Origin of the sequence: Streptomyces siamensis (assembly GCF_039543605.1) — a bacterium.
Taxonomy (GTDB): Bacteria; Actinomycetota; Actinomycetes; order Streptomycetales; family Streptomycetaceae; genus Streptomyces; species Streptomyces siamensis.
Window position 1 is genome coordinate 57,428 of record NZ_BAABKB010000001.1, and the last position, 24,832, is coordinate 82,259.

Consider the following 24,832-nt stretch of genomic DNA (forward strand, 5'->3'; position numbering starts at 1 on the left):
GTCAACCGGAGGGTCGATCCGCAACCGGTGCTCGTACTCCCCAAGGTGGAGGCTCACCCCTTCCTGACGGCTGAAGCCCCCTGGCGGCCCGGTCCCGGACCCGGTCGGCCGGGACGGGTGTCCGTACCGTCGCGGCGCCTCTCGCCGGGAATTCCCGCCGGGCCGGGCCCCACTGGCCGGGTCCGCCCAGGGGCCGGGCCAGGCCCTAGCCTGGCCCGGTGAGACGTGAGGCGGCGGGCGAGTGGCGGGGTTGGCGCGAGGCGACGGAGGAGGCGCTGTACGGGCCGTCCGGCTTCTACCGCAGGCCCGAGGGTCCCGCCGGCCACTTCCGCACCTCCGTGCACGCCTCCCCGCTCTTCGCCGGTGCCGTGGCCCGGCTGCTGTGCCGGGTCGACGAGGCGCTCGGCCGCCCCGCCCACCTGGACTTCGTGGACATGGCGGCGGGCCGCGGCGAGCTGGTGACCGGCGTGCTCGCCGCGCTACCCGCCGAGGTGGCCGCCCGCGCGCGCGGGTACGCGGTCGAGCGCGCCGACCGCCCCGCGGGCCTCGATCACCGGATCGAGTGGTCGGCCGGGCCCCCGCAGGGGATCACCGGGCTGCTGTTCGCCAACGAGTGGCTGGACAACGTGCCCGTGGACGTCGCCGAGGTCGACGCCGAGGGAGTACGGCGCCTGGTCCTCGTACGGGAGGACGGCACGGAACGTCTCGGCGAGCCGGTGACGGGGGCGGACGAGCGGTGGCTGCGGCGCTGGTGGCCGCTGCCCGCGAAGGCTCCGTCCCCGGTGGGCGCGCGGGCCGAGATCGGGCTCCCCAGGGACACCGCCTGGGCCGCCGCGGTGGCGAGCCTGGACCGCGGGCTCGCCGTCGCCGCCGACTACGCGCACGTCGCCCCCGGCCGGCCGCCCTTCGGGACGCTCACCGGCTTCCGGGAGGGCCGGGAGACGGCGCCGGTGCCGGACGGGTCGTGCGACATCACCGCGCACGTGGCGCTCGACGCGTGCGCGGTGCCCGGAGGCCGCGTGACGACGCAGCGCACGGCGCTGCGCGCGCTGGGCGTGAGCGGTGCGCGCCCCCCGCTCGCGCTCGCCTCCACGGACCCCGCGGCGTACGTGCGCGCGCTGGCGGGCGCGGGGGCGGCCGCCGAGCTCACCGCGTCCGGGGGCCTCGGCGACTTCGGCTGGCTGCTCCAGCCCGTCGGGATCCCGACGGCCCGGTTCGACGACCTGCTCGCTCCCGGAGAACCGCGGGCGCCCTGAGGCGGGCGCGTCCCGCACGACGGGAGGCAGCGGCCCCGAATGAGGCCGGACCCGACGGACCCGGCCCCGCCCGGCGGGAAGGGCCGGCGACGTCGGGCCCCACCCGGAGGCACTACTTGTCGATGTCCCCGACCACGAAGAACAGCGAGCCCAGGATCGCCACCATGTCGGCCACCAGCGTGCCCGGCAGCAGCTCGGTCAGCGCCTGGATGTTGTTGTACGAGGCGGAGCGCAGCTTCAGCCGGTACGGGGTCTTCTCGCCCTTGCTGACCAGGTAGTAGCCGTTGATGCCGAGGGGGTTCTCGGTCCACGCGTACGTGTGGCCCTCGGGCGCCTTCAGGACCTTGGGCAGCCGCTGGTTGACGGGCCCCGGCGGCAGCTCGGCGAGCCGGTCGAGGCAGGCGTCCGCGAGGTCGAGCGCGTTGTGGGTCTGCTCCAGGAGGCACTCGAAGCGGGCCAGGCAGTCGCCCTCCTGGCGGGTGACGACCTTCAGGGTGTCCTGGAGGTCCCCGTACGCGAGATACGGCTCGTCCCGGCGCAGGTCGAAGTCCACCCCGGAGGCGCGCGCGATCGGCCCGCTCACCCCGTACGCGTGCACGGTCTCCGGCGCGAGCACTCCGACACCGCGCGTACGCCCCCGGAAGATCTCGTTGCCGAGCACCAGGTCGTCGTAGATGTCCATGCGCGAGCGCAGGGCCGCGACGGAGGCACGCGCGCGTGAGGTCCATCCGGCGGGCAGGTCCTCCTTGAGGCCCCCGACCCGGTTGAACATGTAGTGCATGCGCCCGCCGGAGATCTCCTCCATGACGTGCTGGAGTTCCTCGCGCTCGCGGAATGCGTGGAAGATCGGCGTGATCCCGCCCAGTTCCAGCGGGTAGGAGCCGAGGAACATCAGGTGGTTCAGGACGCGGTTGAGCTCGGCGAGCAGCGTGCGCATCCACACCGCCCGCTCGGGGACCTCCATGCCGAGCATCCGCTCCACGGCGAGGACCACGCCCAGCTCGTTCGAGAACGCGGACAGCCAGTCGTGCCGGTTGGCGAGCATGATGATCTGGCGGTAGTCGCGCGCCTCGAAGAGCTTCTCCGCCCCGCGGTGCATGTAGCCGATGACCGGCTCCGCGTGCTGGATCCGCTCGCCGTCGAGCACGAGCCGCAGCCTCAGCACGCCGTGGGTCGAGGGGTGCTGGGGGCCGATGTTGAGCACCATGTCGGTGCTCTCCGCGGCGCCGCCGATACCGACCATGGTCTCCGTCGTAGGAGTCATGGTGACAGTCTCTCGTACGTACGCTTGCCGTATGGAGACGGGGACCACGGAAATCGCCGGGGCGGAGCCGGTCTGGACCGGACTGCCTCCCGGGCTGCTGCGGATGCGGCGGCTGCTGCTTGTGGTGTGGCTGGGGCTGCTGACGATCGCGGTGGGCCTGCTGACCGGACTGCTCCTCGCCCCCGTCTGGGTGGCCTTCGCCCTCCTCCCGCTCGCCCTGATGGCATGGGGCTGGCACATGCTGGGGCGCAACTGGCGCTCCTGGCAGTACGCGGAGCGCGCCGACGACCTGCTGATCAGTCGAGGCGTGCTGTGGCGCGAGGAGACCGTCGTGCCGTACGGGCGGATGCAGCTGGTGGAGGTGACCTCCGGGCCCGTCGAACGGCACTTCGGGCTGGCGAGCGTGCAGCTGCACACGGCGGCCGCGGCGACCGACGCGTGCATCCCGGGCCTCGACCCGGCCGAGGCCGAGCGGCTGCGCGACCGGCTGACCGAACTCGGCGAGGCACGATCGGCGGGGCTGTGACGACGCCGCTCCCGGGCGCGGAGGGCGCCGTGCCACGGGACGGGGCCGAGGACGCCGTGCCGCTGGACGGGGCCGGGAGCGCCGTGCCGCGGGACGGCTCGGAGGGCGCGGAGGGCACCGCGCCGGGGAGCGGGCCTCCCACGGAGCGACGGCTGCATCCGTTCACTCCCTTCCGGCGGGCCTGGGCGCCCGTCGCCGTGATCGCCGGATGGGCGGTGCACGACCCCAACCAGGCGCAGGAGCAGCTGACCAGGCTCACCACGACCGCGCTGCTCGTCGGGCTCGCCGTGTTCGTCCCGGGCGCCGCTCTCTACGGCTTCCTCAGCTGGTGGTTCACGCACTTCGCCGTGACCGGCACCGAACTGCGCATCCGCACGGGCCTGTTGTTCCGCCGTACCGCGCACATCCGGCTCGACCGGCTCCAGGCCGTCGACGTCACCCAGCCGCTGCTGGCCCGCGTCGCGGGCGTCGCCAAGCTCAGACTCGACGTCATCGGCACGGACAAGAAGGACGAACTGGCCTATCTGGGCGAGGGTGAGGCCCGAGCGCTGCGCGCCGAACTCCTCGCCCGCGCGGCGGGGTTCGCGCCGGAGACCGCCCACGAGGTCGGCGAGGCCCCGGTGCGGCGGCTGCTGCACGTACCGCCCGGCGTCCTCGCCGTCTCCCTGGTCCTCACCGGCGCGACCTGGGGCTCGCTGGCCGCCGCCGTCGTCGTGCCGCCGCTGCTGTGGTTCGCCACCCACAGCGTGTGGACGGTCCTCGCGACCGGGTTGCCGCTGCTCGGCGCGGCGGGCGCGAGCAGCGTGGGCCGGTTCGTGGGCGAGTACGACTGGACGGTGGGCGAGTCGCCGGACGGCCTCCGCATCGACCACGGGCTCCTCGACCGTACGCACGAGACGGTGCCGCCGGGTCGCGTCCAGACGGTGCGGATCGTAGAGCCGCTGCTGTGGCGGCGGCTCGGCTGGGTGCGCGTGGAGCTGGACGTCGCCGGGTCGTCGAACTCCGTGCTCGTGCCCGTCGCCCCGCGCGAGATCGCCGAGTCGGTGATCGCCGAGGTGCTGCCCGGGGTGACGGTGCCGTCGTCCCTGTCCCGGCCGCCGCGCCGGGCCGGCTGGTGCCTGCCGGTCTGGTGGCGGGGGTACGGGCTCGCCGTGACCGACACCGTCTTCGCCGCCCGGCACGGACTGCTGCGCCGCAGTCTCTCGCTCGTGCCGCACGCGAAGGTGCAGAGCGTACGGCTGACGCAGGGGCCCTGGAAGCGCCTCAGGAAGGTCGCCGACGTCCATGTGGACACGGGGGCCGACAAGACCGTGACGGCTCGGCTGCGGGACGCCGAGGAGGCGGCGCGGCTGCTCCAGTCCCAGGCCGACCGTTCGCGGACGGGGCGGCGGGAGGCGCTGCCGGACCGGTGGATGGCGTGAGGGCAGTGGCACCCGGCCACTGCCCTCGTCCTGGTACCGCCCGACCCGTCCGCCGGGCCCCGCTCGCACCACGTCACGCGCGCCGCCCGCGCGGATGACGGGCGGCGGTGCTCCGTTCTCAGGGGACCGCGCGCCGCGCGGGACTCTCGGGTGACCGCGCCGCGCGGGACTCTCAGGTGACCGCGCCGCGCAGGACTCTCAGGTGACCGCGCCGCGCAGGACTCTCAGGTGACCGCGCCGCGCAGGACTCTCAGAACATCGGGTCACGCCGGACTCTTCGGAAGACCGCGCCACGCCGGACTCTTCGGAAGACCGCGCCGCGCGGCACTCGTCAGGAGACCGCGCTGCGCAGCACGCCCACGTCGATCTGCTCGGTCTCGTCGTGCGCGGTCAGGTCGATGACCTGCCCGACGCCGCGGGCCGCTTCGTCCGCCGGCTTGAACCCGGCCTCCGCCTCGGCCTTGTGCAGGGCGAGCGCCTCCTGGCCGACCACGTCGGCGAGGTCCTCGTTCTGCACGGCCTCCAGCGCTTCCGCGGACGACTCCTTCTGCGTACCGAAGAAGTCGAAGCCGCCCTCGACCGAGGGGCGCCGCACGGGGGCGGCCGGTGCCACGGCCACCGCCGTCGGCACGGTGAAGTGCCCTCCCGAGGAGGGCTTGGCGGGCAGCGCGGCCCGGGGCTGCTGCGCCGACGGGGACGACTGGGCGGGCACGGGCTGCTTCGCGTCGGCGGTCGCGTGCTGGTGCTCGCCGACCGCCTCGGGCTTCCCCTGCGCCTCGCCCTCCTCCGCTCCGGCGTCCGTGGACGGGCCCGCCTCCCTGCGGGCCGGGCCCGCCTTCGGGGGCTCCGCGCTCACTGCGTGCGACGCGGATCCGCCTGCGGCCGGTTCACCCTTCGCGGACCCGACGGCCTTCAGGGACGCGCCCCGAGGCACGTCGCTCTTCGCGGCGGCGGCACCGGACTCCTCCGAGCCCGACCCCTCCGAGCCGGAGTCCGCCGTCTCGGAGGACGTCACGTCGCCCGGCGCGGACGCGGTCCCCGTCCCCGAAGCGCCGCTCGCGATGCGGCTCAGCGCCGCGTTGGCCCGCAGGAAGAGCGAGGAGCCCTTCGGGGAGAAGACCTCGGGCGCCTCCGGCGCGTCGGCGTCGTCCGGCGCGGACTCGGGGTTCTCGGCCGGCTCGGCGGTCGCGGTCCCGTGGACCTCGGCGGCCAGGCTCTCGGTCGCCTCGGGCGTGCCCTCCTCGGGCACCGCCTCCGGGGCCGCCTCGGGGGCAGTCTCGGGGGCCGTCGACTCCGGCGCCGACCGTGCGGCGGGCAGCGCGCGGGCCGGGACGGTCGCCTCTATGGCGAGCTGCCGACGGCCCTCCAGCGCGGTCGCCCGTTCGGTCTCCGCCGTGGCGTACCGCCGCAGCAGCGCCGCGTGCTCGTTGCGCAGGCCCGCCAGCTCCGAACGCTTCGCGCGCAGCCTGTGCTCCAGCTTGGTGCGCAGCGCGCGGGACTCGTCGAGGTCGGCCTCCAGTTCGGCGACGCGTTCCTCGTGACGCCACTCGTCGCTCGCCCGCGCGCGCGTGAGGTCGGCGACGCTCTTGCCCGCCTCGGCGTCCCATCGGCGCATGACGACCGCGCCGACGACCGCCGTCAGCGCGGCACCGGCGGCCAGCGCACGGAGCACCACCGGCTCCGTGAACAGCCATGGCCCCACGGCACAGACGAGCGAGACACCGGCGATCGCCGAAGGAGGCAGCAGCCTGTGCAAGGGCGGGGAATGGCGGTGACGTCCACGTGGCATGGCCAGAAACTTACCGCGCGTAGGCGAATCTTGGAGCCCCGCCCGGTAAAAACACGGCTACTGCGAAGCGCATGGCCGCGAACGCGCGGAATGAGAGCGTCCAGCATTCGCCCCGGGGAACGTATTCGATCTTGATCTCGACTTCCGGAGTTCGAAAAGGACCCCCTGCCGGACCCCGCGCGCGAAGGGGAATTCGGGCCCGCCTCAGCGGTCGCTGAGGCGTCCGCTGATCCATTGCAGGGTCGCCGGGATCTCCCGCCGCCAGGTGTTGAAGTTGTGGCCGCCGCTGTCGAGGATGACCGACGAGATCCGGGTGCGCCGATTGGACTTCACGAGGTCGATGAAGTGCAGCGTGTCCTGGTAGTTGGACTCGCCCGACCTGCTGCTGCTGACGAGCAGTGAGGTGTCGGGCGCGGGCCTGTTCTTCAGGTACCAGCGCAGGTCGGCGCTGTCCCGCAGCACCCTGTCGCCGCGGAAGAGGTCGCCGGTCGTGGGGTCGATCGGCGCCTTGTAGTACGCCGAGAGACCGGCCCCGGCCGCGTATGCCCCGGGATGGTGGACAGCCAGTTTCAGTGCGCAGTAACCGCCCGTGGAATCGCCGACGACGCCCCAGCTCCCGGGTTTCCTGCCCACCCGGTAGTGCGCGGACACGGCGTCCGGAAGATCCTTGGCGAAGAACGTCTCCGTCTGCGGGCCGCCGGGGACGTCCACGCACTCGGTGTCCCGCGGAGGCGCGACGGTCGGCCGCAGCATGACGAGGATCATCGGCTGCATCTTGCCGTTCTTCGCCAGCCTGTTCGCGGTCTGCGGGTAGTGCAGTGCCTTGATGAGCGCCTCGGCGGTGCCCGGGTATCCGGTGAGGACGGTGACCGCGGGAAAAGTGCGGGCACGGTACTGCGGCTGGAAGTACTCCGGCGGCAGATAGACGTACGCCGGTGTGGCGATGTGCGTCGTACGGCCGACGACCGTGACCTTCTGGATCTGGCCCCCGATCCGGGGACGGGAACCGCCCGACACGTTCACCTGCTGGGTGTCGACCACTTGGAGGGGTCCGCCGCCCGCACCCGCGGTGCCGTTGTGGTCGACGACCACGCCCTGGCCGCTCTCCCGCCCGAAGAGGTCCGCCCAGCTGGCGTAGAAGCCGAACGCCTGGTTCACGCAGAGGCCGACCGAGGCGAAGACGGCCACCTGCGTGGCCAGCAGCAGGCCGATCCGTCCGCTGACGGCCCGCCAGTTCCCGCGGGCCAGCCGCGGCCACCACCACACCGTGCCGACGAACAGCAGCACGGCGAACAACACCGCCACCACCAGCACCTTGTTGCTCGTCAGACCCATGGGTTGTTCCGCCTGCGCTTTCCGTCCCGGATCCGCATCGCTCCTTCGCGCGTGCTTGCCCCGGACTTTCCTTGCCTTTTGAAACGGCTTTCCGAAGGGGAGTGAACCTGTCTCCCCAAGACACCGTCCTAGAGGGCGCAATGTCGCCGGATGCCTGATTTGGCACCGGGTCCAAGGTCTCTCGCGGAACTACGGGATGCGATGTCTGTCAGGATAGATGGGGAAATGTCGGGCGAGGTTCCGAGTCGAACAGGCGGAACGCGGGGCATACTCCGGGGTCCGCGACCCGAAGCCGTCCCCGCCCTGGTCGCCCGGGCCTGCACGCTCGTCGGACTCCTGGACGTCGCCGCCGGCGTCTTCCCGCGCTTCCGGCGCAGCCGCATGCACGCCATCGCCGAGGTACTGCCCGGCGCCCTCGGCCCGTTCGCCGCCGCGCTCTCGCTCAGTGCGGGCGTGCTCCTGCTGCTGCTCGCCCACGGGCTGCGCCGCCGCAAGCGCCGGGCGTGGCGCGCCGCGGTGGTCCTGCTGCCCGCGGGCGCCGTCGCGCAGTTCGCGTACCGCCACTCGGTCATCGGCGTCGTCATCTCCGCGGCCCTGCTCGCGCCCCTGCTGCGGCACCGGGGCGAATTCGCGGCCCTGCCCGACCCGCGCAGCCGGTGGCGCGCGCTCGCCAACTTCGTGCTCATGGGCGCCGGTTCCCTCGCCCTCGGGCTCGTCATCGTCAGCGTCCACGAGAACCGCATGGTCGGCGACCCGAGCCTGGCCGACCGCATCCAGCACGTCCTGTATGGCCTGGTCGGCTTCGAGGGGCCGGTCGACTACAGCGGGCCCACCTCCTGGACGGTCGCCTTCTCGCTCGGCGCCCTCGGCCTGCTGACCGCCGTCACCACCATCTATCTGGCCTTCCGCCCCGAACACCCCGCGGCCCGCCTCACCGAGGACGACGAGGCCCGGCTGCGCGCCCTCCTGGAGAAGCACGGCGGCCGCGACTCCCTCGGCCACTTCGCGCTCCGCCGCGACAAGGCCGTCGTCTTCTCGCCCAGCGGCAAGGCCGCCGTCACCTACCGCGTGGTCTCCGGGGTGATGCTCGCCAGCGGCGACCCCATCGGCGACGTCGAGGCCTGGCCCGGCGCCATCGAACGCTTCATGGACGAGGCGAGGGCGCACTCCTGGACACCCGCCGTCATGGGCTGTTCGGAGAAGGGCGGCGAGGTGTGGACCCGCGAGACCGGACTCGACGCCCTCGAACTGGGGGACGAGGCGGTGGTGGACGTCGTGGATTTCTCCCTGGCCGGGCGCGCGATGCGGAACGTGCGCCAGATGGTGAAGCGCATCGAGCGGGCTGGTTACGAGACACGGGTACGGCGCATCCGTGACCTCGGCGAGGGCGAGCTCGACCGCATACGACGCGCCGCGGAGGACTGGCGCGGCACGGACACCGAGCGCGGCTTCTCCATGGCGCTCGGCCGCATCGGCGACCCGGCCGACGGGGACTGCCTGATCGCCACCGCCCACAAGGCCGACGCCGAACCCGGCCCCTACGGCGACCTGAAGGCCGTCCTCCACTTCGTGCCGTGGGGCACGGACGGCGTGTCGCTCGACCTCATGCGCCGCGACCGCTCGGCCGACCCGGGCATGAACGAACTCCTCATCGTGGCCGCACTCCAGGCGTCCCCCCGGCTGGGCATCGAGCAGATCTCCCTCAACTTCGCGATGTTCCGCTCGGCACTGGCCCGTGGCGAGAAGATCGGCGCGGGGCCGGTACTGCGCGCCTGGCGGGGACTGCTGGTCTTCCTGTCGCGCTGGTTCCAGATCGAGTCCCTCTACAAGTTCAACGCCAAGTTCCGCCCGCGCTGGGAGCCCCGCTTCGTCGTCTACGCGTCCTCCCGCGACCTCCCCCGCATCGGGTTCGCGGCGATGCAGGCGGAGGGCTTCGTGACCCTGGCCCTGCCCCGCCCGCTGCGCCGACGCTCCCCCGCACCCCGGCCGTGCGCCCACGCGCTGGCCGAGCACCGCATCGGGGCGGCCTAGGAACTGTCGTGGCCCCGCCTCGGCGTGGGCCGTCCCACCCGGCCGGCCCCGCTCGGGCCACCGACCCGCACGTGCCACACGTCCGCCGGTCCCCGCGGACGTGTGGCACGAACCTCTCGAAACACCCGAATGCATCCGATAAGAACCATCCGAGGAAACCCCCGCCGGCAGGACGGAAGCACCCCCGCCCGCCGCGGGCGAAACGGCCCCCGTCAGGAGGCCTAGGCTGGACGTATGAGCAATGAGCGCGGGCGCGGCCGGGTCGTGGGGCTGCCGACGTGGGACCGCTGCGCGGTCATGGGCGTCGTCAACGTCACCCCCGATTCCTTCTCCGACGGAGGCCGCTGGTTCGACACGACGGCAGCGGTCAAGCACGGCCTCGGCCTGGTCAGCGAGGGCGCGGACCTCGTCGACGTGGGCGGAGAGTCCACCCGCCCCGGCGCCACCCGCGTCGACGAGGCGGAGGAGCTCAAGCGGGTCGTCCCCGTCGTCCGCGGCCTCGCCTCCGAGGGCGTCACCGTCTCCGTCGACACCATGCGCGCCTCCGTCGCCGAGCAGGCCCTCGCCGCCGGCGCGGCCCTCGTCAACGACGTCAGCGGCGGTCTCGCCGACCCCGCGATGATCCCCGCCGTCGCCGCCGCCGGCGCCCCCTTCGTCGTCATGCACTGGCGCGGCTTCCTGGAGGGCGGGAACGTGCGGGGGGCGTACGAGGACGTCGTCGCCGAAGTCGTCGACGAGCTCCACGCGCGCGTGGAGGCCGTGCTGGCCGGCGGCGTCGCCCCCGACCGGATCGTCGTGGACCCGGGGCTGGGCTTCTCCAAGGACCCCGAGCACGACCTGGCCCTCCTCGCCCACCTCGACCGGCTGCGCGACCTCGGTCACCCGCTGCTCGTCGCCGCTTCCCGCAAGCGTTTCCTGGGCCGCGTCCTCGCGGGCCCCGAGGGCGCCCCGCCCCCGGCCCGCGAGCGGGACGCCGCCACCGCCGCCGTCTCCGCGCTCGCCGCCCAGCAGGGCGCCTGGGCGGTCCGTGTCCATGAGGTCAGGGCCACCGCCGACGCCGTACGGGTCGCCCGCGCCGTCGAGGGAGCCCGGTGAGCACCCCGCGGACCGACGTCGAGCAGGTCGAGCTCGCCAACACCGCCTTCTACGAGGCGATGGAACGCGGCGACTTCGAGGAGCTGTCCTCGCTGTGGCTGGACACGGAGCCCGGAGGCATCGACGGCGAAGGCGCGGTGGTGTCCTGCGTCCACCCCGGCTGGCCGGTCCTCAACGGCCGCGGCGAGGTGCTGCGCTCGTACGTGCTGATCATGGCCAACACCGAGTACATCCAGTTCTTCCTCACCGACGTGCACGTCTCCGTGGCCGGCGACACGGCGCTGGTGACCTGCACCGAGAACATCCTCAGCGGCGCCCCCGCCCCCGAGGACAGCGACGAGCTGGGCCCGCTGGTCGGCCAGCTCGTCGTCGCCACGAACGTGTTCCGGCGCACGGCCGAGGGGTGGAAGCTCTGGTCGCACCACGCCTCCCCCGTCCTCGCCGAATCCAACGAGGAAGAGGACGAGAACACCGCCGGTTGAGTGGGCGGACGGCCCGCAGGGACCAAGAAGTGGTTGGAATCACCAGTCGCGGGGTAGGGGCGGCTACCAACCCGTGAGCCGCCGCGTTCCCCAGGGGAAACGCCGGGTGAAGCCTCGCCGCCTTCGCCCGGGCACCCGCCCCCGTGGGCGATCGCTGTCAGTGCCCGCAGGTAGATTCGTTTGAGGCCGGTGTGCCGACCGCACTCGGTTCACGGCCGCCGCTACCGACGATTGCAGGAGTGATTCGCGTGGATCGTGTCGCGCTGCGCGGCCTCAAGGCCCGCGGGCACCACGGTGTCTTCCAGAAGGAACGCGAAGAAGGCCAGACCTTCATCGTGGACCTGACACTGGGCCTGGACACCCGGCCGGCCGCGGCCGACGACGACCTGGCGAAGACCGTGCACTACGGCATCGTGGCGGAAGAGGTCGTCGCCGTCGTCGAGGGCGAGCCCGTCGATCTCATCGAGACGCTCGCCGAGCGCATCGCCCAGACGTGTCTGAAGCACGAGGGAGTCCGGGAGGTCGAGGTCTGCGTCCACAAACCGGACGCTCCGATCACGGTCCCCTTCGACGACGTGACCGTCACCATCACCCGGAGCCGAGTATGACCGCCTTCTTCACCGAGGGTCAGAGCGACCCGACCGTACAGCCGGTACCCGCCTCCGTGGTGGAGCAGGTGGACGCCGCCGACACGACCCTGAGCAACCCCAAACGCGCCGTGATCTCCCTCGGCTCGAACCTGGGCAACCGCCTGGAGACCCTCCAGGGCGCCATCGACGCCCTGGAGGACACCCCCGGCGTCCGCATCAAAGCGGTCTCCCCCGTCTACGAGACGGAGCCCTGGGGCGTCGAGCCGGGCAGCCAGCCGTCGTACTTCAACGCGGTGGTGGTCCTCAAGACCACCCTGCCCCCGTCCTCGCTCCTGGAGCGGGCGCACGCGATCGAGGAGGCCTTCCACCGCGTGCGCGACGAGCGCTGGGGCCCGCGCACGATCGACGTGGACATCGTCGCGTACGCGGATGTCGTCTCCGATGACCCGGTCCTGACCCTCCCTCACCCGCGCGCCCACGAGCGGGCCTTCGTCCTCGCCCCGTGGCACGACGTCGAGCCCACGGCCCAGCTCCCCGGCCGCGGACCCGTCGCCCAGCTCCTCACCGTGGTCACCCGGGAAGGTGTCGCGCCCCGCGCCGACCTGGAACTCCGGCTGCCCGAGTAGTCGTTAAGGTCAAGACGACCACGGGCCCGACGACCGACCGCCGGACCGGACGACCGCCTGTCGGCGGGCCAACCGAAGGGGCAAAGTGAAACAGCTGCGCATCAGGACGCTGGCCGCCGTGTTCGTCGTCGCCGGTGTCCTGTCCTGGGCGGGCGCCCGCCTGTGGAACGCGGTGGGCACGCTCCCCCGGGTCCCCCTCGCCGCCCCCATCGTCCTCGCGCTGATCGCCGTGGTCCTGCTGGCCACGGCGCTCTCACTGCGCGCACGCCTCAAGGCCCAGCGTGAGCGGCGCCCCGGCGCCAAGGGCGTGGACCCCCTGATGGCGGCCCGCGCGGTCGTCTTCGGCCAGGCGAGCGCCCTGGTCGCCGCCCTGGTCTCCGGGATGTACGGCGGCGCGGGCGTGTTCCTCCTGGAGTCCCTGGAGATCCCCGCCATCCGCGACCAGGCCATCTACGCCGGGCTGTCCGTCGTCGCCGGGATCGGCGTCATAGCGGCCGCCTTCTTCCTGGAGCGGGTCTGCAAGCTCCCCGAGGACGACGACAGCGACGGCGGCACGGCCCCGGCTGCGTGACCTCCGCCCACTCGACGAGCGGGACCACCGGCCGGCCGACAGCCCCCGACAGCACGATCCCCCTTCGATCGGCGAGTCGTTCGCCGATCGAAGGGGGAGCTGTTCACAGGGGACCGGACACCACCCGGGATCCGGTCAGCGCGCCAGTATCAGGCTCATCGCCTCGGCACGGGTCGTGGCGTCCCGGAGCTGACCGCGCACGGCGGACGTCGTGGTCTTGGCGCCCGGCTTGCGGATGCCCCGCACCGACATGCACATGTGCTCGGCCTCGATGACGACGATCGCGCCCCGCGCGTCCAGGATCCGCATGAGGGAGTCGGCGATCTGCGTGGTGAGCCGCTCCTGCACCTGGGGACGGCGGGCGAACACCTCCACCAGCCGCGCGAGCTTCGACAGTCCGGTGATCTTGCCCGAATCCGCCGGGATGTAGCCGACGTGCGCCACACCGTGGAACGGCAGCAGGTGGTGCTCGCACAGGGAGACGATCTCGATGTCCTTCACCAGGACCATCTCGTCGTGCCCGAGGTCGAAGGTCGTCGTCAGGACGTCCTCGGGCTGCTGCCGCAGACCCGCCAGAAGCTCCCTGTACGCCCGCGCCACACGCCCCGGCGTCTCCTTGAGGCCCTCACGGTCCGGGTCCTCACCGACGGCGATGAGGAGCTCCCGCACGGCGTTCTCGGCACGCTTCTCGTCGAACTCGCCGATCACACCCTCGCCGTCCAGCGTCACGGGGTCGGTCATGTGGTCCTCGTTCCTGTGGATCTTGCGCGTGCACGTCGACGCGTCCAGACATGCGGGCGTATCAAACGAAAGCCGCGCCCCCCAGGCTAGAACCTGGAGGGCGCGGCTTTCATTCCGGGCCTGGTGGGGGCGCCGGGAGCCCTGATCAGCTCTCGGTGCGGTCCTCCGGGGCGGCGTCCGTCGCGGGGACGGACTCCGTCGCGTTGGCGATGGCCGGCGTCGCGCCGTTCGCGCCGTTCGTCAGGGACAGCTCCTTGGGGGAGAGCACCGGCGGACGGGTGGACGGGGTGCGCCGGGACGAGCCGGTCCACGCGGGGCGGGCCGGACGCTTGACGATGGGGGCGAAGATCTCGGCGATCTCCTCCTTGCCCAGCGTCTCCTTCTCCAGCAGCTGGAGCACCAGGTTGTCGAGCACGTCGCGGTTCTCGACCAGGATCTCCCAGGCCTCGTTGTGCGCGTTCTCGATGAGCTTCTTGACTTCCTCGTCCACCAGCGCGGCGACCTCTTCCGAGTAGTCGCGCTGGTGAGCCATCTCACGTCCGAGGAAGGGCTCGGTGTTGTCGCCGCCGAACTTGATGGCACCGAGACGCTCGGTCATGCCGTACTGCGTGACCATCGCGCGGGCCGTGGTGGTGGCCTTCTCGATGTCGTTCGCCGCGCCGGTGGTCGGGTCGTGGAAGACGAGCTCCTCCGCGGCGCGCCCGCCCAGCATGTACGCCAGCTGGTCGAGCATCTCGTTGCGCGTGGTGGAGTACTTGTCCTCGTCCGGCAGGACCATCGTGTAGCCGAGGGCACGGCCGCGCGACAGGATCGTGATCTTGTGGACCGGGTCGGAGTTCGGGGATGCCGCCGCGACCAGGGCGTGTCCGCCCTCGTGGTACGCGGTGATCTTCTTCTCCTTGTCCGACATGATCCGGGTCCGCTTCTGCGGGCCCGCGACCACACGGTCGATCGCCTCGTCCAGCATGGAGTTGTCGATCAGCTTGCGGTCGCTGCGGGCGGTGAGCAGCGCGGCCTCGTTGAGGACGTTGCTCAGGTCCGCACCGGTGAAGCCCGGGGTGCGGCGCGCGACGGCCGACAGGTCGACGTCCGGGGCGACCGGCTTGCCCTTCTGGTGGACCTTGAGGATCTCCAGACGGCCCTGCATGTCCGGGCGGTCGACCGCGATCTGGCGGTCGAAGCGGCCGGGGCGCAGGAGAGCCGGGTCGAGGATGTCGGGCCGGTTCGTGGCGGCGATCAGGATGACGCCGCCCTTCACGTCGAAGCCGTCCATCTCGACGAGCAGCTGGTTCAGGGTCTGCTCGCGCTCGTCGTGACCACCGCCGAGGCCGGCGCCGCGGTGGCGGCCGACCGCGTCGATCTCGTCGACGAAGACGATCGCCGGGGCGTTCGCCTTGGCCTGCTCGAACAGGTCACGGACCCGGGAGGCACCGACACCGACGAACATCTCGACGAAGTCGGAACCGGAGATCGAGTAGAAGGGGACGCCGGCCTCGCCCGCGACGGCGCGCGCGAGCAGCGTCTTGCCCGTACCGGGAGGCCCGTAGAGGAGCACACCCTTGGGGATCTTGGCCCCGACGGCCTGGAACTTCGCCGGCTCCTGGAGGAACTCCTTGATCTCCTGGAGCTCCTCGACCGCCTCGTCCGAGCCCGCGACGTCGGAGAACGTCGTCTTCGGGGTGTCCTTGGTGATGAGCTTCGCCTTGGACTTCCCGAAGTTCATGACCCGGGAGCCGCCGCCCTGCATCTGGTTCATCAGGAACAGGAAGACGACGACGATGAGGACGAAGGGAAGCAGGGACAGCAGAATGCCGACGAACGGGTTCTGCTTGGACGGCGAAACCGTGTAGCCGTCCGGGATCTGCTTGTTCTGGAACTTGTCTTGAAGGACCCCGGCGAGGGTCACACCCTGGTCGCCGATGTAGCTCGCCTGGATCTTGGAGCTGCCGTCGACCTTCTCGCCGTCCTTCAGCGAGACCTTGATGATCTGCTCGTCGCCGGTGGTGAGTTTCGCCGACTCGACCTTGTTCTCATTGATCGCCTGGACCACCTGGCCGGTGTCCACCGTCTTGTAGCCGCCGGACGAGCCGACGACCTGCATCAACACGACCACGGCAAGGACGGCCAGCACGATCCACATGACCGGCCCACGGAAGTATCGCTTCACGTCCATCCATACGGAGCGGTGCCGCCCCGTCCCTCCTGCCATAGTGAGTTTGATAAAGACTGTTCTTCGGACGGTACCCCAGCATTGTCACCCGAAGCCGCAGGGGACTGCTGGCAATCCCGCCTACGCATGCTCCAACGGCGCGAAACCCGCTGGGGTTCCCGAACGTCTTACAAGGGCTGAGCCGCCCCGCGAAGTGCGGGCGGTCAGCCGCCGTAGACGTGAGGCGCGAGCGTACCGACGAACGGGAGGTTGCGGTACTTCTCGGCGTAGTCGAGGCCGTACCCGATCACGAACTCGTTCGGGATGTCGAAGCCGACCCACTCCACGTCGATCGCGACCTTCGCCGCCTCCGGCTTGCGCAGCAGCGTGCACACCTTGAGGGAGGCGGGCTCGCGGGAGCCGAGGTTGGAGATCAGCCAGGACAGGGTCAGCCCGGAGTCGATGATGTCCTCGACGATCAGGACGTGCTTGCCCTTGATGTCGGTGTCGAGGTCCTTGAGGATCCGCACGACGCCCGAGGACTGCGTCCCCGCGCCGTACGAGGACACGGCCATCCAGTCCATGGTGACCGGGGTGGACAGCGCACGCGCCAGGTCCGCCATGACCATGACGGCGCCCTTGAGGACTCCGACGATCAGCAGGTCCTTGCCCGCGTACTCCGCGTCGATCTTCGCCGCCAGCTCGGCCAGCTTCGCGTCGATCTCTTCCTTGGTGATGAGCACCGACTTGAGGTCGGTGCCCATGTCTTTCGCGTCCACCCGCATTCACTTTCGGTCGTCCCACCGGCTGACCGGTCCTTCCCCGAGGGGAGACCGGGCGCCTCACTGGGGGGGGCGCGATTTCAGCCTTGCCGAATCACCAGTCTGCCACCCTGTCGCTGAGCGACGACTTTGCCCGGGAGATTGATGGCCTTCTGGCCGCGCCATCCGGTGATCAGCCGGTCGACTTCTTCGATGTGCCGGGCGAAGAGCGAACCGGCCGGTGCGCCCGCCTCGATGGCGGCGCGGCGCAGGATGCGGCGGCGTACGGCGGGGGGCAGGGCGTAGAGCTTGGCGCACTCCAGGAGGCCGGCCGCGTCGCGTACGGACGCCTCGGCCTGGCTGGCCCACGCGTCGAGGGCGTCGGCGTCGTCGCGGGAGAGCTGTGCCGTACGGGCGAGGGCCTCGACGACGCCCTTGCCGAGCGCCTTCTCCAGGGCGGGCAGGCCTTCGTGGCGCAGCCGGGAGCGGGTGTAGGCCGGATCGGTGTTGTGCGGGTCGTCCCACACCGGCAGCGACTGGACCATGCAGGCCTTGCGGGCGGTCTGCCGGTCCAGGTGCAGGAACGGGCGCCGGTAACGGCCGTCGGCCCCCGAGACCGCGGCCATCCCGGACAGGGAGCGGATGCCGGAGCCGCGGGCGAGACCGAGCAGAACCGTCTCCGCCTGGTCGTCGCGGGTGTGGCCGAGCAGGATCGCGGTGGCGCCGTGGCGCTCGGCGGCGGAGTCCAGGGCGGCGTACCGGGCGTCGCGGGCGGCGGCCTCGGGCCCGCCGTCGCGGCCGACGGTGACGGCGATGCACTCGGCCGGGGCGAGTCCCATCTCCGTGAGGCGCAGCACGACTTCCTCGGCGCGCAGGTCGGAGCCGGTCTGCAGACCGTGGTCGACGGTGATGCCACCGGCGCGGATGCCGAGTTTGGGGGCCTCGAAGGCGAGGGCGGAGGCGAGCGCCATGGAGTCGGCTCCGCCGGAGCACGCGACGAGGACGAGCGGCGTCGAGGGCTGCTCGTGGCGGGGTCGCGCGGGCGGGAGGGTGCGCCGTGTACCGGGGGCGGGCACGCGCTCGGCGTCGGGGGGCGAGGGGCGCGTGACACCGTGAGCGGGCGCGCGCCGGGTGTCGGAGGCGGGCGTGTGCTCGGTGATGATGTCGTGGAGTACGCGGCGTACCGCCAGGCGTATCGCCGCGACCGCAGGATGGGGACCCATGTCCGGTTCCCTTCATGAAGTTTTCGGGGGGTGAGCCCGGGGTCGGTCACTCAGAGTGTGTAGATGGTGACAGAACCGGGCCGTTCCCCGAGCATTGCACGCCTACCCATGGCTCACGGTCCCTCGGACGGGTGATTGGAGGGGCGTTTGCCTGCCGTCGGCCGGATTCGTTTCACGACCCTCCCGCAGGGTTCACGACTCGGCCTTGCGGTGCACCCGCGCGACCCAGTCCGCCGGTTTGGCGATCTCCGCCTTCGTCGGGAGCGTGTTCGGGGAGGTCCACACGCGGTTGAACCCGTCCATGCCGACCTGGTCGACCACGGCCCGTACGAACCGCTCGCCGTCCCGGTACTGCCTCAGTTTGGCGTCCAGACCGAGCAGCTTGCGCAGGGCGGTGTCCAGGCGGGAGGCACCCTTCGCGCGGCGCTGCTGGAACTTCTCGCGGATCTCCCCCACGGACGGGACGACGGCGGGTCCCACGCCGTCCATCACGAAGTCCGCGTGGCCCTCCAGGAGGGACATCACCGCGGTGAGCCGGCCGAGGATCTCGCGCTGGGCGGGCGTCTGGACGATTTCCACCAGGGAGCGGCCGCCGTCGTCCTCCTCGCCCTCGGGGCGCCCGCCGGCGAGCGACTGGGCGGCTTCCCGGATGCGCTCCAGGACGGTCATGGGGTCGACATCGGTCTCCCCCAAGAAAGACTGGATTTCGCCCTCGAGGTGGTCGCGCAGCCAGGGCACGGCCGTGAACTGGGTGCGGTGGGTCTCCTCGTGCAGGCACACCCACAGGCGGAAGTCGTGGGGCTGGACGTCGAGTTCGCGCTCGACGTGCACGATGTTCGGCGCGACCAGCAGGAGCCTGCCGCCGCCGTGCTCGCCGGCGGGGAGCTCGCGCGTGGCCGGGGCGAAGGTCTCGTACTGTCCGAGGACCCGGGAGGACAGGAACGAGAGGAGCATGCCCAGTTCGACGCCGGTGACCTTGCCGCCGACGGCTCCGAGGACGGCTCCGCCCGGTGTGTTGCCGCGCCGCTCCTGCATCTTGTCCAGCAGGGGCTTGAGGATCTCCCGGAACCCGGCGACGTTCGCCCGGACCCAGCCGGGGCGGTCGACGACGAGGACGGGGGTGTCGTGCACGCCGTCCTCACCCAGACGAGTAAAGCCCCGGACGTGCTCCTCCGAGGCCTTCGCGTGCCGGCGCAGTTCCGCGACGACGGCACGGGCCTCGTCACGGCTCACCTCGGGGCCCGGCCGCACGAGCCGGGTCGCGGTCGCCACCGCGAGATTCCAGTCGACCATCCCAGTAGATGCGGCACCACCGATGCTCGTCATGCGTCAACCGTACGTGAGCACGTCGCGCTGCGGTGAGGGGTACGTGCTCCGGGCGGGCCCCGAGATGGGGCCCGCGTTGACCCTGATGCGCAAGGGGTCCATGGGGATCAGCGGCAGCCGCAGGCCGCCAGTGCCGTCGCCGTGTGGTCCAGGACCGCGCGGGCCGCGTCCATGTTCGGCGGGTGGGCCTCGTCGGAGGTGAGGAAGGCGAAGGCCAGCAGGCGTCCATCCGCGTCGACGACGGTGCCGGCGAGGGTGTTCACACCGGTGAGCGTGCCGGTCTTGGCGCGTACGACGCCCGTGGCGCCGGGGTCGTCGGCGTAGCGGGTGCTGAGGGTGCCGGTGAAACCCGCGACGGGCAGGCCGGTCAGGACCGTGCGCAGTTCGGGGTGGGCGGGATCGCCGGCCTCGGCGAGCAGCGCGGTGAGCAGGCGGGCCGAGATCCGGTCGGCGCGGTCGAGTCCGCTGCCGTCGGCGAACTTCGCGCCGGAGACCGGCAGTCCGAGCTTGTCCAGCCGGCTGTGGATCGCCTTGGCGGCTCCCTCGAAGCTGGCCGACTCCCCCGAGGCGAGGGCGACCTGGCGGGCGAGAGCCTCGGCGATGTCGTTGTCGCTGTTGGTCAGCATCCGCTCGACCAGGGCGGACAGGGGCGGCGAGGAGACCGAGGCGAGGGCCTGGGAGCGGGCCGTCGCCTTCGACGGGCCGGGGGCCCCGGTCTCGATGCCACGGTCGTGCAGCAGGTCGGCGAACTTGCCGGCCGCGTCACGGGCCGGGTCGGGGGCCCGGTCGACCGGGCCGGCGACCGAGACGCCGGGGCGGGCCTCGTCGACCATCAGGGCAGTGACCTGGGCGAGGTTGCCGTTCCTGCCGATGGGGTGCTGGACGGGACCGGTGTAGAGCGACGTGTCGTACGAGAGCGTGACCCGGTCCAGGTGACGGGACTTGAGGGCGTCGGCCGTCCGGTCGGCGAGGGTGCGCAGGTCGGCCCATCCGTCCGCCTTCTTGCGGGCGGTCAGCGTGGGATCGCCGCCGCCGACGAGGACGACCTCCTTGGTGTCGGGCTCCAGGACCGTACGCGTCTTGATCCGGTGGTCGGGACCGGGCGCCGTGAGGGCGGCGACGGCGGTGGCGATCTTGGTGGTGGAGGCCGGGGTCTGGGTCTCGTCGGCGCCCTTGGCGTACAGCCGCCTGCCGGTCGCCACGTCGACCACGACGGCGGTGCGCCGGGCGCCCAGGGCCGCGTTGTCGAGCAGCGGGTCGAGGACGTCGGCGAGCGCCTTCTGCGTGGGTACGGGCACGCCGCCCGCGGAGCCGCCGACTCCGGCGAGAACGGAGGCGGCGCTGGGGGCGGGCCGGGGCGAGGTGCGGGACGAAGCGGACGTACGGCCGTGATCTGTGCCACCCTCGCCGTCCCGCGATGCGGCCCAGTCACGCTCGGCCGTACGCTGACCGGAGGAGTCCCAGGGACCGGCCGCGGCCACCGCCCCGGCCGCGAGCGCCAGGCCCACGGTGGCGGCGACGGCCGTGAACTGCGGGGTCGTGATCCGCACGGAACGTGGCCGCACGGCTCGAGTGACCCGCGCCACATGCGGTTTCACCGTCCGCGCGACCCGCACCACATGCGGTCTCGCGGCCCGCCAAGGCCTCAGCTCTGGCACGACCACCAGCCCCTTTCGCGATCACACACCAGCGTGAGGGACACTTAACCACCAGAACTATGTGTTGATCATGGAGGAGCCACCGGTGGAGTTCGACGTCACGATCGAGATTCCGAAGGGTTCGCGGAACAAGTACGAGGTGGACCACGAGACCGGTCGGATCCGCCTGGACCGTCGACTCTTCACCTCGACCAGCTACCCGGCCGACTACGGCTTCGTCGAGAACACCCTCGGCGAGGACGGCGACCCGCTGGACGCGCTGGTCATCCTGGACGAGCCGACCTTCCCCGGCTGCCTCATCCAGTGCCGCGCGATCGGCATGTTCCGCATGACCGACGAGGCCGGCGGCGACGACAAGCTGCTGTGCGTCCCGGCGCACGACCCGCGGGTGGAGCACCTGCGCGACATCCACCACGTGTCGGAGTTCGACCGCCTGGAGATCCAGCACTTCTTCGAGGTCTACAAGGACCTGGAGCCCGGCAAGTCCGTCGAGGGCGCCGACTGGGTCGGCCGCACCGAGGCCGAGGCCGAGATCGAGCGTTCCTACAAGCGCTTCAAGGACCAGGGCGGTCACTGAGCCCTTGCGCCCGGCGGGCCGTGTGACCTCCAGGGGGTCGCGCGGCCCGTTCGTGTATCCGTACGCATACTGAGGCATACGGAGGTACGTACGAGGCAACGCGAGGTACGTACGAGGCACAGGGGCGCGAAAGGTGAGGCAGAAGCTGGTGGCGGAGCCGGAGGCGGAAGACCGCAAGCCGCAGTCGGACGAGGCGAGAAGTGCGTTCACCCCGCCCGCCGGTGTGGCCCCGCCGGACACCGGAGCGGTGGACGAGGAGTCGTCGACGACCTCGGAGTTCGCGCTCCCCAAGGGGCTCGACGCGCCGCAGGCGCCCGTGTCCGAGTCGGAGGGCTCGGCGTTCAGCACGCCGCGCACCTACAGCTCGCGCGAGGCCCCGGCCGCCTTCACGCCCGCGACGGGCGTCCCGGTGGTCAGTCTGACCAAGGACGCGCCCTGGCAGGACCGGATGCGCACGATGCTGCGCATGCCGGTGGCCGAGCGGCCCGCGCCCGAACCGGTGCACAAGGAGGACGAGTCGGGGCCCGCCGTCCCGCGCGTGCTCGACCTGACGCTGCGTATCGGCGAGTTGCTGCTGGCGGGCGGTGAGGGCGCCGAGGACGTGGAGGCGGCCATGTTCGCCGTCTGCCGCTCCTACGGCCTGGACCGCTGCGAACCGAACGTCACCTTCACCCTGTTGTCCATCTCGCACCAGCCGTCGCTGGTGGACGACCCCGTGACGGCGTCCCGGACCGTCCGCCGCCGGGGCACCGACTACACGCGGCTCGCGGCGGTCTACCGCCTCGTCGACGATCTCAGCGACCCGGCGGGGGAGACCGCGATCTCCCTGGAGGAGGCCTACCGGCGCCTCGCGGAGATCCGCCGGAACCGCCACCCGTACCCCGGTTGGGCGCTCACCGCCTCGGCCGGGCTGCTCGCGGGTGCCGCCGCCGTGCTCGTCGGCGGTGGCGCGCTCGTGTTCGTCGCCGCGGCACTCGGCGCGATGCTGGGCGACCGCCTGGCGTGGCTGTGCGCGGGGCGCGGGCTGCCCGAGTTCTACCAGTTCACGGTGGCCGCGATGCCACCCGCCGCGATCGGCGTGGCGCTCACGGTGGCGCACGTCGACGTGAACGGCTCCGCGGTGATCACCGGTGGACTCTTCGCGCTGCTGCCCGGACGGGCGCTGGTCGCGGGCGTGCAGGACGGTCTGACCGGCTTCTACATCACCGCCTCCGCCCGCCTGCTCGAAGTCATGTACTTCTTCGTGGGCATCGTCGTCGGCGTCCTGGTGGTGCTCTACTTCGGCGTGAAGCTCGGCGGTGAGCTCAATCCGGACGCCGCGCTGATCGGCAGCGAGCGGCCGCTGCTCCAGATCGCCGCGTCCATGCTGCTGTCGCTGACGTTCGCGGTGCTGCTCCAGCAGGAACGCTCCACCGTCCTCGCCGTCACCCTGAACGGGGGCGTCGCCTGGTCGGTGTACGGGGCGATGCACTACGCGGGCGGCATCTCCCCGGTCGCCTCCACGGCCGTCGCGGCGGGCCTGGTGGGGCTGTTCGGGCAGCTGCTGTCGCGCTACCGGTTCGCGTCCGCGCTGCCGTACACGACGGCGGCGATCGGTCCGCTGCTCCCCGGTTCCGCCACGTACTTCGGCCTGCTGTCGATCGCGCAGAACGACGTCGACAAGGGGCTCGTCTCCCTCTCCAAGGCAGCGGCGCTCGCGATGGCCATCGCGATCGGCGTGAACCTGGGGTCGGAGATCTCCCGGCTGTTCCTGCGAGTGCCGGGCGCCTCCGCCGGGGGCCGCAGGGCCGCCAAGCGGACCCGCGGCTTCTAGCTCCGCGCGCCCTACGGGGCCCGGTGGCCCTGGTCGTACGGGTACTGCGGCGCCTGCCGGTAGTCCTGCTGAGGGTCGTACGGCTGCTGCTGCGGGTAGGCCCCGCCCTGGCCGTACGGCTGCTGGCCATAGGGCTGCTGACCGTACCCCTGGGAGTAGCCCTGGTCCGGTCCGTGGGGCTGCTGGTGCTGCTGCGGGTAGGCCTGCGCCTGGTCGCCGTATCCCTGCTGGTCGCCGTACCCCTGCTGATCGCCGTACCCCTGCTGGTCGCCGTACGCGCCGTGGTCACCGTACGAGCCGTGGTCGCCGTACCCCTGGTGGCCGCCGTACGCCTGGTCCTGGTGGGCCGGCGGGACGGGGCGCAGCCGGGTCGTGGCGTCGTCCATGACGGGCGGCGCGGACCGGGCGTGCTGCTGGGCGGGCGGGACCGGGCGCTCGGGCTCCTGCGGCGGGTTCTTCCTGGCCTTGGAACGGGCCCGCAGGAACTCGATGGCGATCGGGACCACCGACACGAGGACGATCAGGATGAGGATCGCCTCGATGTTCTTGTGGACGAAGTCGATGTTGCCGAGCCACGAGCCGAGCAGGGTGACACCCGCGCCCCACAGGACGCCGCCGATGATGTTGAAGGTGATGAAGGAGCGGTACTTCATGCCGCTGACACCGGCGATGATCGGCGTGAACGTGCGCACGATGGGCACGAAGCGGGCCAGGACCAGGGACTTGGGCCCGTACTTCTCGAAGAACTCGTGGGCCTTGACCACGTTCTCCTGCTTGAAGAGGCGGGAGTCGGGCCGGTTGAACAGCGAGGGCCCCACCTTCTTGCCGAACACGTAACCCGCCTGGTCGCCGAGGATCGCGGCGAGGCAGATCAGCGCGATCGCGGCCCACAGCGGGAAGTCCAGCGTGCCCGAGGTGATCAGCAGGCCGCAGGTGAACAGCAGCGAGTCGCCCGGCAGGAAGAAGCCGATGAGCAGGCCGGACTCGGCGAAGACGATGAGCAGCAGACCCCAGATGCCGAAGTTGTCCAGGAGCGTGTTCGGATCCAGCCAGCTTGGACCGAGGGCAAGCGTCGTCACGGTTCCGGGCTCCTGAGGGGTGAAGGTGGGTGCGGCGGTCCTGTTCGGCCGACCAAAGCTATCAACGCAATGTGTCCGCGCCAGGTTCCACCAGTGGCTCCAGGATGCACTGTGCGTCGACTGGGACAAAGCTGTGAGCCATGGGCATCGATGAATACGGCGGCGGCCAGGGACCCCAGTCGGACGTCCTGGTCGTGACGACGAACGACGTACCCGGTTACCGCGTCGAGCAGGTCATCGGCGAGGTCTTCGGTCTCACCGTGCGCTCCCGTCACCTGGGCAGCCAGATCGGCGCCGGTCTGAAGTCGATGATCGGCGGCGAGCTCAAGGGGCTCACCAAGACCCTCGTCGAGACCCGCAACCAGGCCATGGAGCGGCTCGTCGCACAGGCACGCATGCGGGGCGCCAACGGTGTGCTGATGTTCCGCTTCGACGTCACCGAGGCGGCGGACGTGGGGACGGAGGTGTGCGCGTACGGGACGGCCGTGGTCCTGGCCAAGCGGTAGCGCACACCGGTGG

Annotated in this window: 22 protein-coding genes; 12 read left to right on the top strand and 10 right to left on the bottom strand. The window is 71.7% G+C overall.

Annotated features, from left to right (window positions below; translation table 11 throughout):
* Positions 1-218: 218 nt before the first annotated feature.
* A complete protein-coding gene (locus tag ABEB03_RS00250; protein WP_345639573.1) occupies positions 219-1,256 on the top strand; it encodes an SAM-dependent methyltransferase in 1,038 nt (345 codons plus the stop codon).
* Positions 1,257-1,368: 112 nt separating this feature from the next.
* Here the strand turns inward: ABEB03_RS00250 and ABEB03_RS00255 are convergent, their stop codons facing one another.
* The gene (locus tag ABEB03_RS00255) at positions 1,369-2,520 is read right to left on the bottom strand and encodes an NADH-quinone oxidoreductase subunit D (protein ID WP_345639574.1); all 1,152 of its coding nucleotides are present in this window, start codon (positions 2,518-2,520) and stop codon (positions 1,369-1,371) included.
* 31 nt (positions 2,521-2,551) lie between these two features.
* Here ABEB03_RS00255 and ABEB03_RS00260 point away from each other — a divergent pair, with 31 nt between their 5' ends.
* Both ABEB03_RS00260 and ABEB03_RS00265 read left to right on the top strand, forming a co-directional pair.
* A complete protein-coding gene (locus tag ABEB03_RS00260) occupies positions 2,552-3,046 on the top strand; it encodes a PH domain-containing protein (RefSeq protein WP_345639575.1) in 495 nt (164 codons plus the stop codon).
* An 83-nt stretch (positions 3,047-3,129) separates the two neighbouring features.
* The gene (locus tag ABEB03_RS00265) at positions 3,130-4,467 is read left to right on the top strand and encodes a PH domain-containing protein (RefSeq protein WP_345640536.1); all 1,338 of its coding nucleotides are present in this window, start codon (positions 3,130-3,132) and stop codon (positions 4,465-4,467) included.
* 331 nt (positions 4,468-4,798) lie between these two features.
* Here the strand turns inward: ABEB03_RS00265 and ABEB03_RS00270 are convergent, their stop codons facing one another.
* A complete protein-coding gene (locus ABEB03_RS00270; RefSeq protein WP_345639576.1) occupies positions 4,799-6,256 on the bottom strand; it encodes a hypothetical protein in 1,458 nt (485 codons plus the stop codon).
* A gap of 204 nt (positions 6,257-6,460) precedes the next feature.
* Positions 6,461-7,591, bottom strand: coding sequence for an alpha/beta hydrolase (locus tag ABEB03_RS00275; RefSeq protein WP_345639577.1), 1,131 nt, complete (start codon positions 7,589-7,591; stop codon positions 6,461-6,463).
* Between the two features lie 225 nt (positions 7,592-7,816).
* Between ABEB03_RS00275 and ABEB03_RS00280 the strand changes: the two genes are divergently transcribed.
* The 6 genes from ABEB03_RS00280 (at position 7,817) to ABEB03_RS00305 (ending at position 12,986) form a co-directional block, all read left to right on the top strand.
* Entirely contained in the window at positions 7,817-9,622 is a 1,806-nt protein-coding gene (locus tag ABEB03_RS00280; protein WP_345639578.1) for a phosphatidylglycerol lysyltransferase domain-containing protein, read from the top strand.
* A gap of 234 nt (positions 9,623-9,856) precedes the next feature.
* Complete coding sequence (gene folP, locus ABEB03_RS00285; protein ID WP_345639579.1) at positions 9,857-10,717, top strand: dihydropteroate synthase; 861 nt, start codon at positions 9,857-9,859, stop codon at positions 10,715-10,717.
* Positions 10,714-11,199, top strand: a complete 486-nt coding sequence (locus ABEB03_RS00290; RefSeq protein ID WP_095935721.1) for a nuclear transport factor 2 family protein — start codon at positions 10,714-10,716, stop codon at positions 11,197-11,199. The genes folP and ABEB03_RS00290 overlap by 4 nt, the downstream gene beginning before the upstream one ends.
* 248 nt (positions 11,200-11,447) lie before the next feature.
* Positions 11,448-11,807: a dihydroneopterin aldolase gene (gene folB / locus ABEB03_RS00295; RefSeq protein ID WP_345639580.1), complete on the top strand. Its 360-nt coding sequence runs from the start codon at positions 11,448-11,450 to the stop codon at positions 11,805-11,807.
* On the top strand, positions 11,804-12,415 hold the full coding sequence (gene folK / locus ABEB03_RS00300; RefSeq protein WP_345639581.1) for a 2-amino-4-hydroxy-6-hydroxymethyldihydropteridine diphosphokinase: 612 nt from the start codon (positions 11,804-11,806) through the stop codon (positions 12,413-12,415). Before folB ends, folK begins: the two co-directional genes overlap by 4 nt.
* Positions 12,416-12,500: 85 nt before the next feature.
* Positions 12,501-12,986, top strand: coding sequence for a DUF3180 domain-containing protein (locus tag ABEB03_RS00305; protein WP_345639582.1), 486 nt, complete (start codon positions 12,501-12,503; stop codon positions 12,984-12,986).
* A gap of 135 nt (positions 12,987-13,121) precedes the next feature.
* Here the strand turns inward: ABEB03_RS00305 and folE are convergent, their stop codons facing one another.
* From folE to dacB, 6 genes are all read right to left on the bottom strand, one after another.
* A complete protein-coding gene (folE, locus tag ABEB03_RS00310; RefSeq protein ID WP_345639583.1) occupies positions 13,122-13,727 on the bottom strand; it encodes a GTP cyclohydrolase I FolE in 606 nt (201 codons plus the stop codon).
* A 145-nt stretch (positions 13,728-13,872) separates the two neighbouring features.
* Positions 13,873-15,900, bottom strand: coding sequence for an ATP-dependent zinc metalloprotease FtsH (gene ftsH / locus ABEB03_RS00315; RefSeq protein ID WP_345640539.1), 2,028 nt, complete (start codon positions 15,898-15,900; stop codon positions 13,873-13,875).
* Between the two features lie 200 nt (positions 15,901-16,100).
* The gene (hpt, locus tag ABEB03_RS00320; protein WP_010986089.1) at positions 16,101-16,661 is read right to left on the bottom strand and encodes a hypoxanthine phosphoribosyltransferase; all 561 of its coding nucleotides are present in this window, start codon (positions 16,659-16,661) and stop codon (positions 16,101-16,103) included.
* A 77-nt stretch (positions 16,662-16,738) separates the two neighbouring features.
* Positions 16,739-17,860, bottom strand: a complete 1,122-nt coding sequence (tilS, locus tag ABEB03_RS00325; protein WP_345639584.1) for a tRNA lysidine(34) synthetase TilS — start codon at positions 17,858-17,860, stop codon at positions 16,739-16,741.
* Positions 17,861-18,052: 192 nt separating this feature from the next.
* Positions 18,053-19,186 carry a zinc-dependent metalloprotease gene (locus tag ABEB03_RS00330; RefSeq protein ID WP_095935714.1) on the bottom strand — a complete coding sequence of 378 codons (1,134 nt, stop codon included), beginning with the start codon at positions 19,184-19,186 and terminating at the stop codon, positions 18,053-18,055.
* 107 nt (positions 19,187-19,293) lie between these two features.
* Positions 19,294-20,850, bottom strand: coding sequence for a D-alanyl-D-alanine carboxypeptidase/D-alanyl-D-alanine endopeptidase (gene dacB, locus ABEB03_RS00335; RefSeq protein ID WP_345639585.1), 1,557 nt, complete (start codon positions 20,848-20,850; stop codon positions 19,294-19,296).
* A 79-nt stretch (positions 20,851-20,929) separates the two neighbouring features.
* Here dacB and ABEB03_RS00340 point away from each other — a divergent pair, with 79 nt between their 5' ends.
* Together ABEB03_RS00340 and ABEB03_RS00345 are read left to right on the top strand one after the other, a co-directional pair.
* The gene (locus ABEB03_RS00340; protein ID WP_030599677.1) at positions 20,930-21,421 is read left to right on the top strand and encodes an inorganic diphosphatase; all 492 of its coding nucleotides are present in this window, start codon (positions 20,930-20,932) and stop codon (positions 21,419-21,421) included.
* Between the two features lie 133 nt (positions 21,422-21,554).
* Positions 21,555-23,234, top strand: coding sequence for a threonine/serine exporter family protein (locus ABEB03_RS00345; protein ID WP_345639586.1), 1,680 nt, complete (start codon positions 21,555-21,557; stop codon positions 23,232-23,234).
* An 11-nt stretch (positions 23,235-23,245) separates the two neighbouring features.
* Here ABEB03_RS00345 and ABEB03_RS00350 read toward each other — a convergent pair whose 3' ends face one another.
* A complete protein-coding gene (locus ABEB03_RS00350; RefSeq protein ID WP_345639587.1) occupies positions 23,246-24,313 on the bottom strand; it encodes a VTT domain-containing protein in 1,068 nt (355 codons plus the stop codon).
* 140 nt (positions 24,314-24,453) lie between these two features.
* Here ABEB03_RS00350 and ABEB03_RS00355 point away from each other — a divergent pair, with 140 nt between their 5' ends.
* Positions 24,454-24,819: a YbjQ family protein gene (locus ABEB03_RS00355; protein ID WP_345639588.1), complete on the top strand. Its 366-nt coding sequence runs from the start codon at positions 24,454-24,456 to the stop codon at positions 24,817-24,819.
* Positions 24,820-24,832 lie beyond the last annotated feature (13 nt).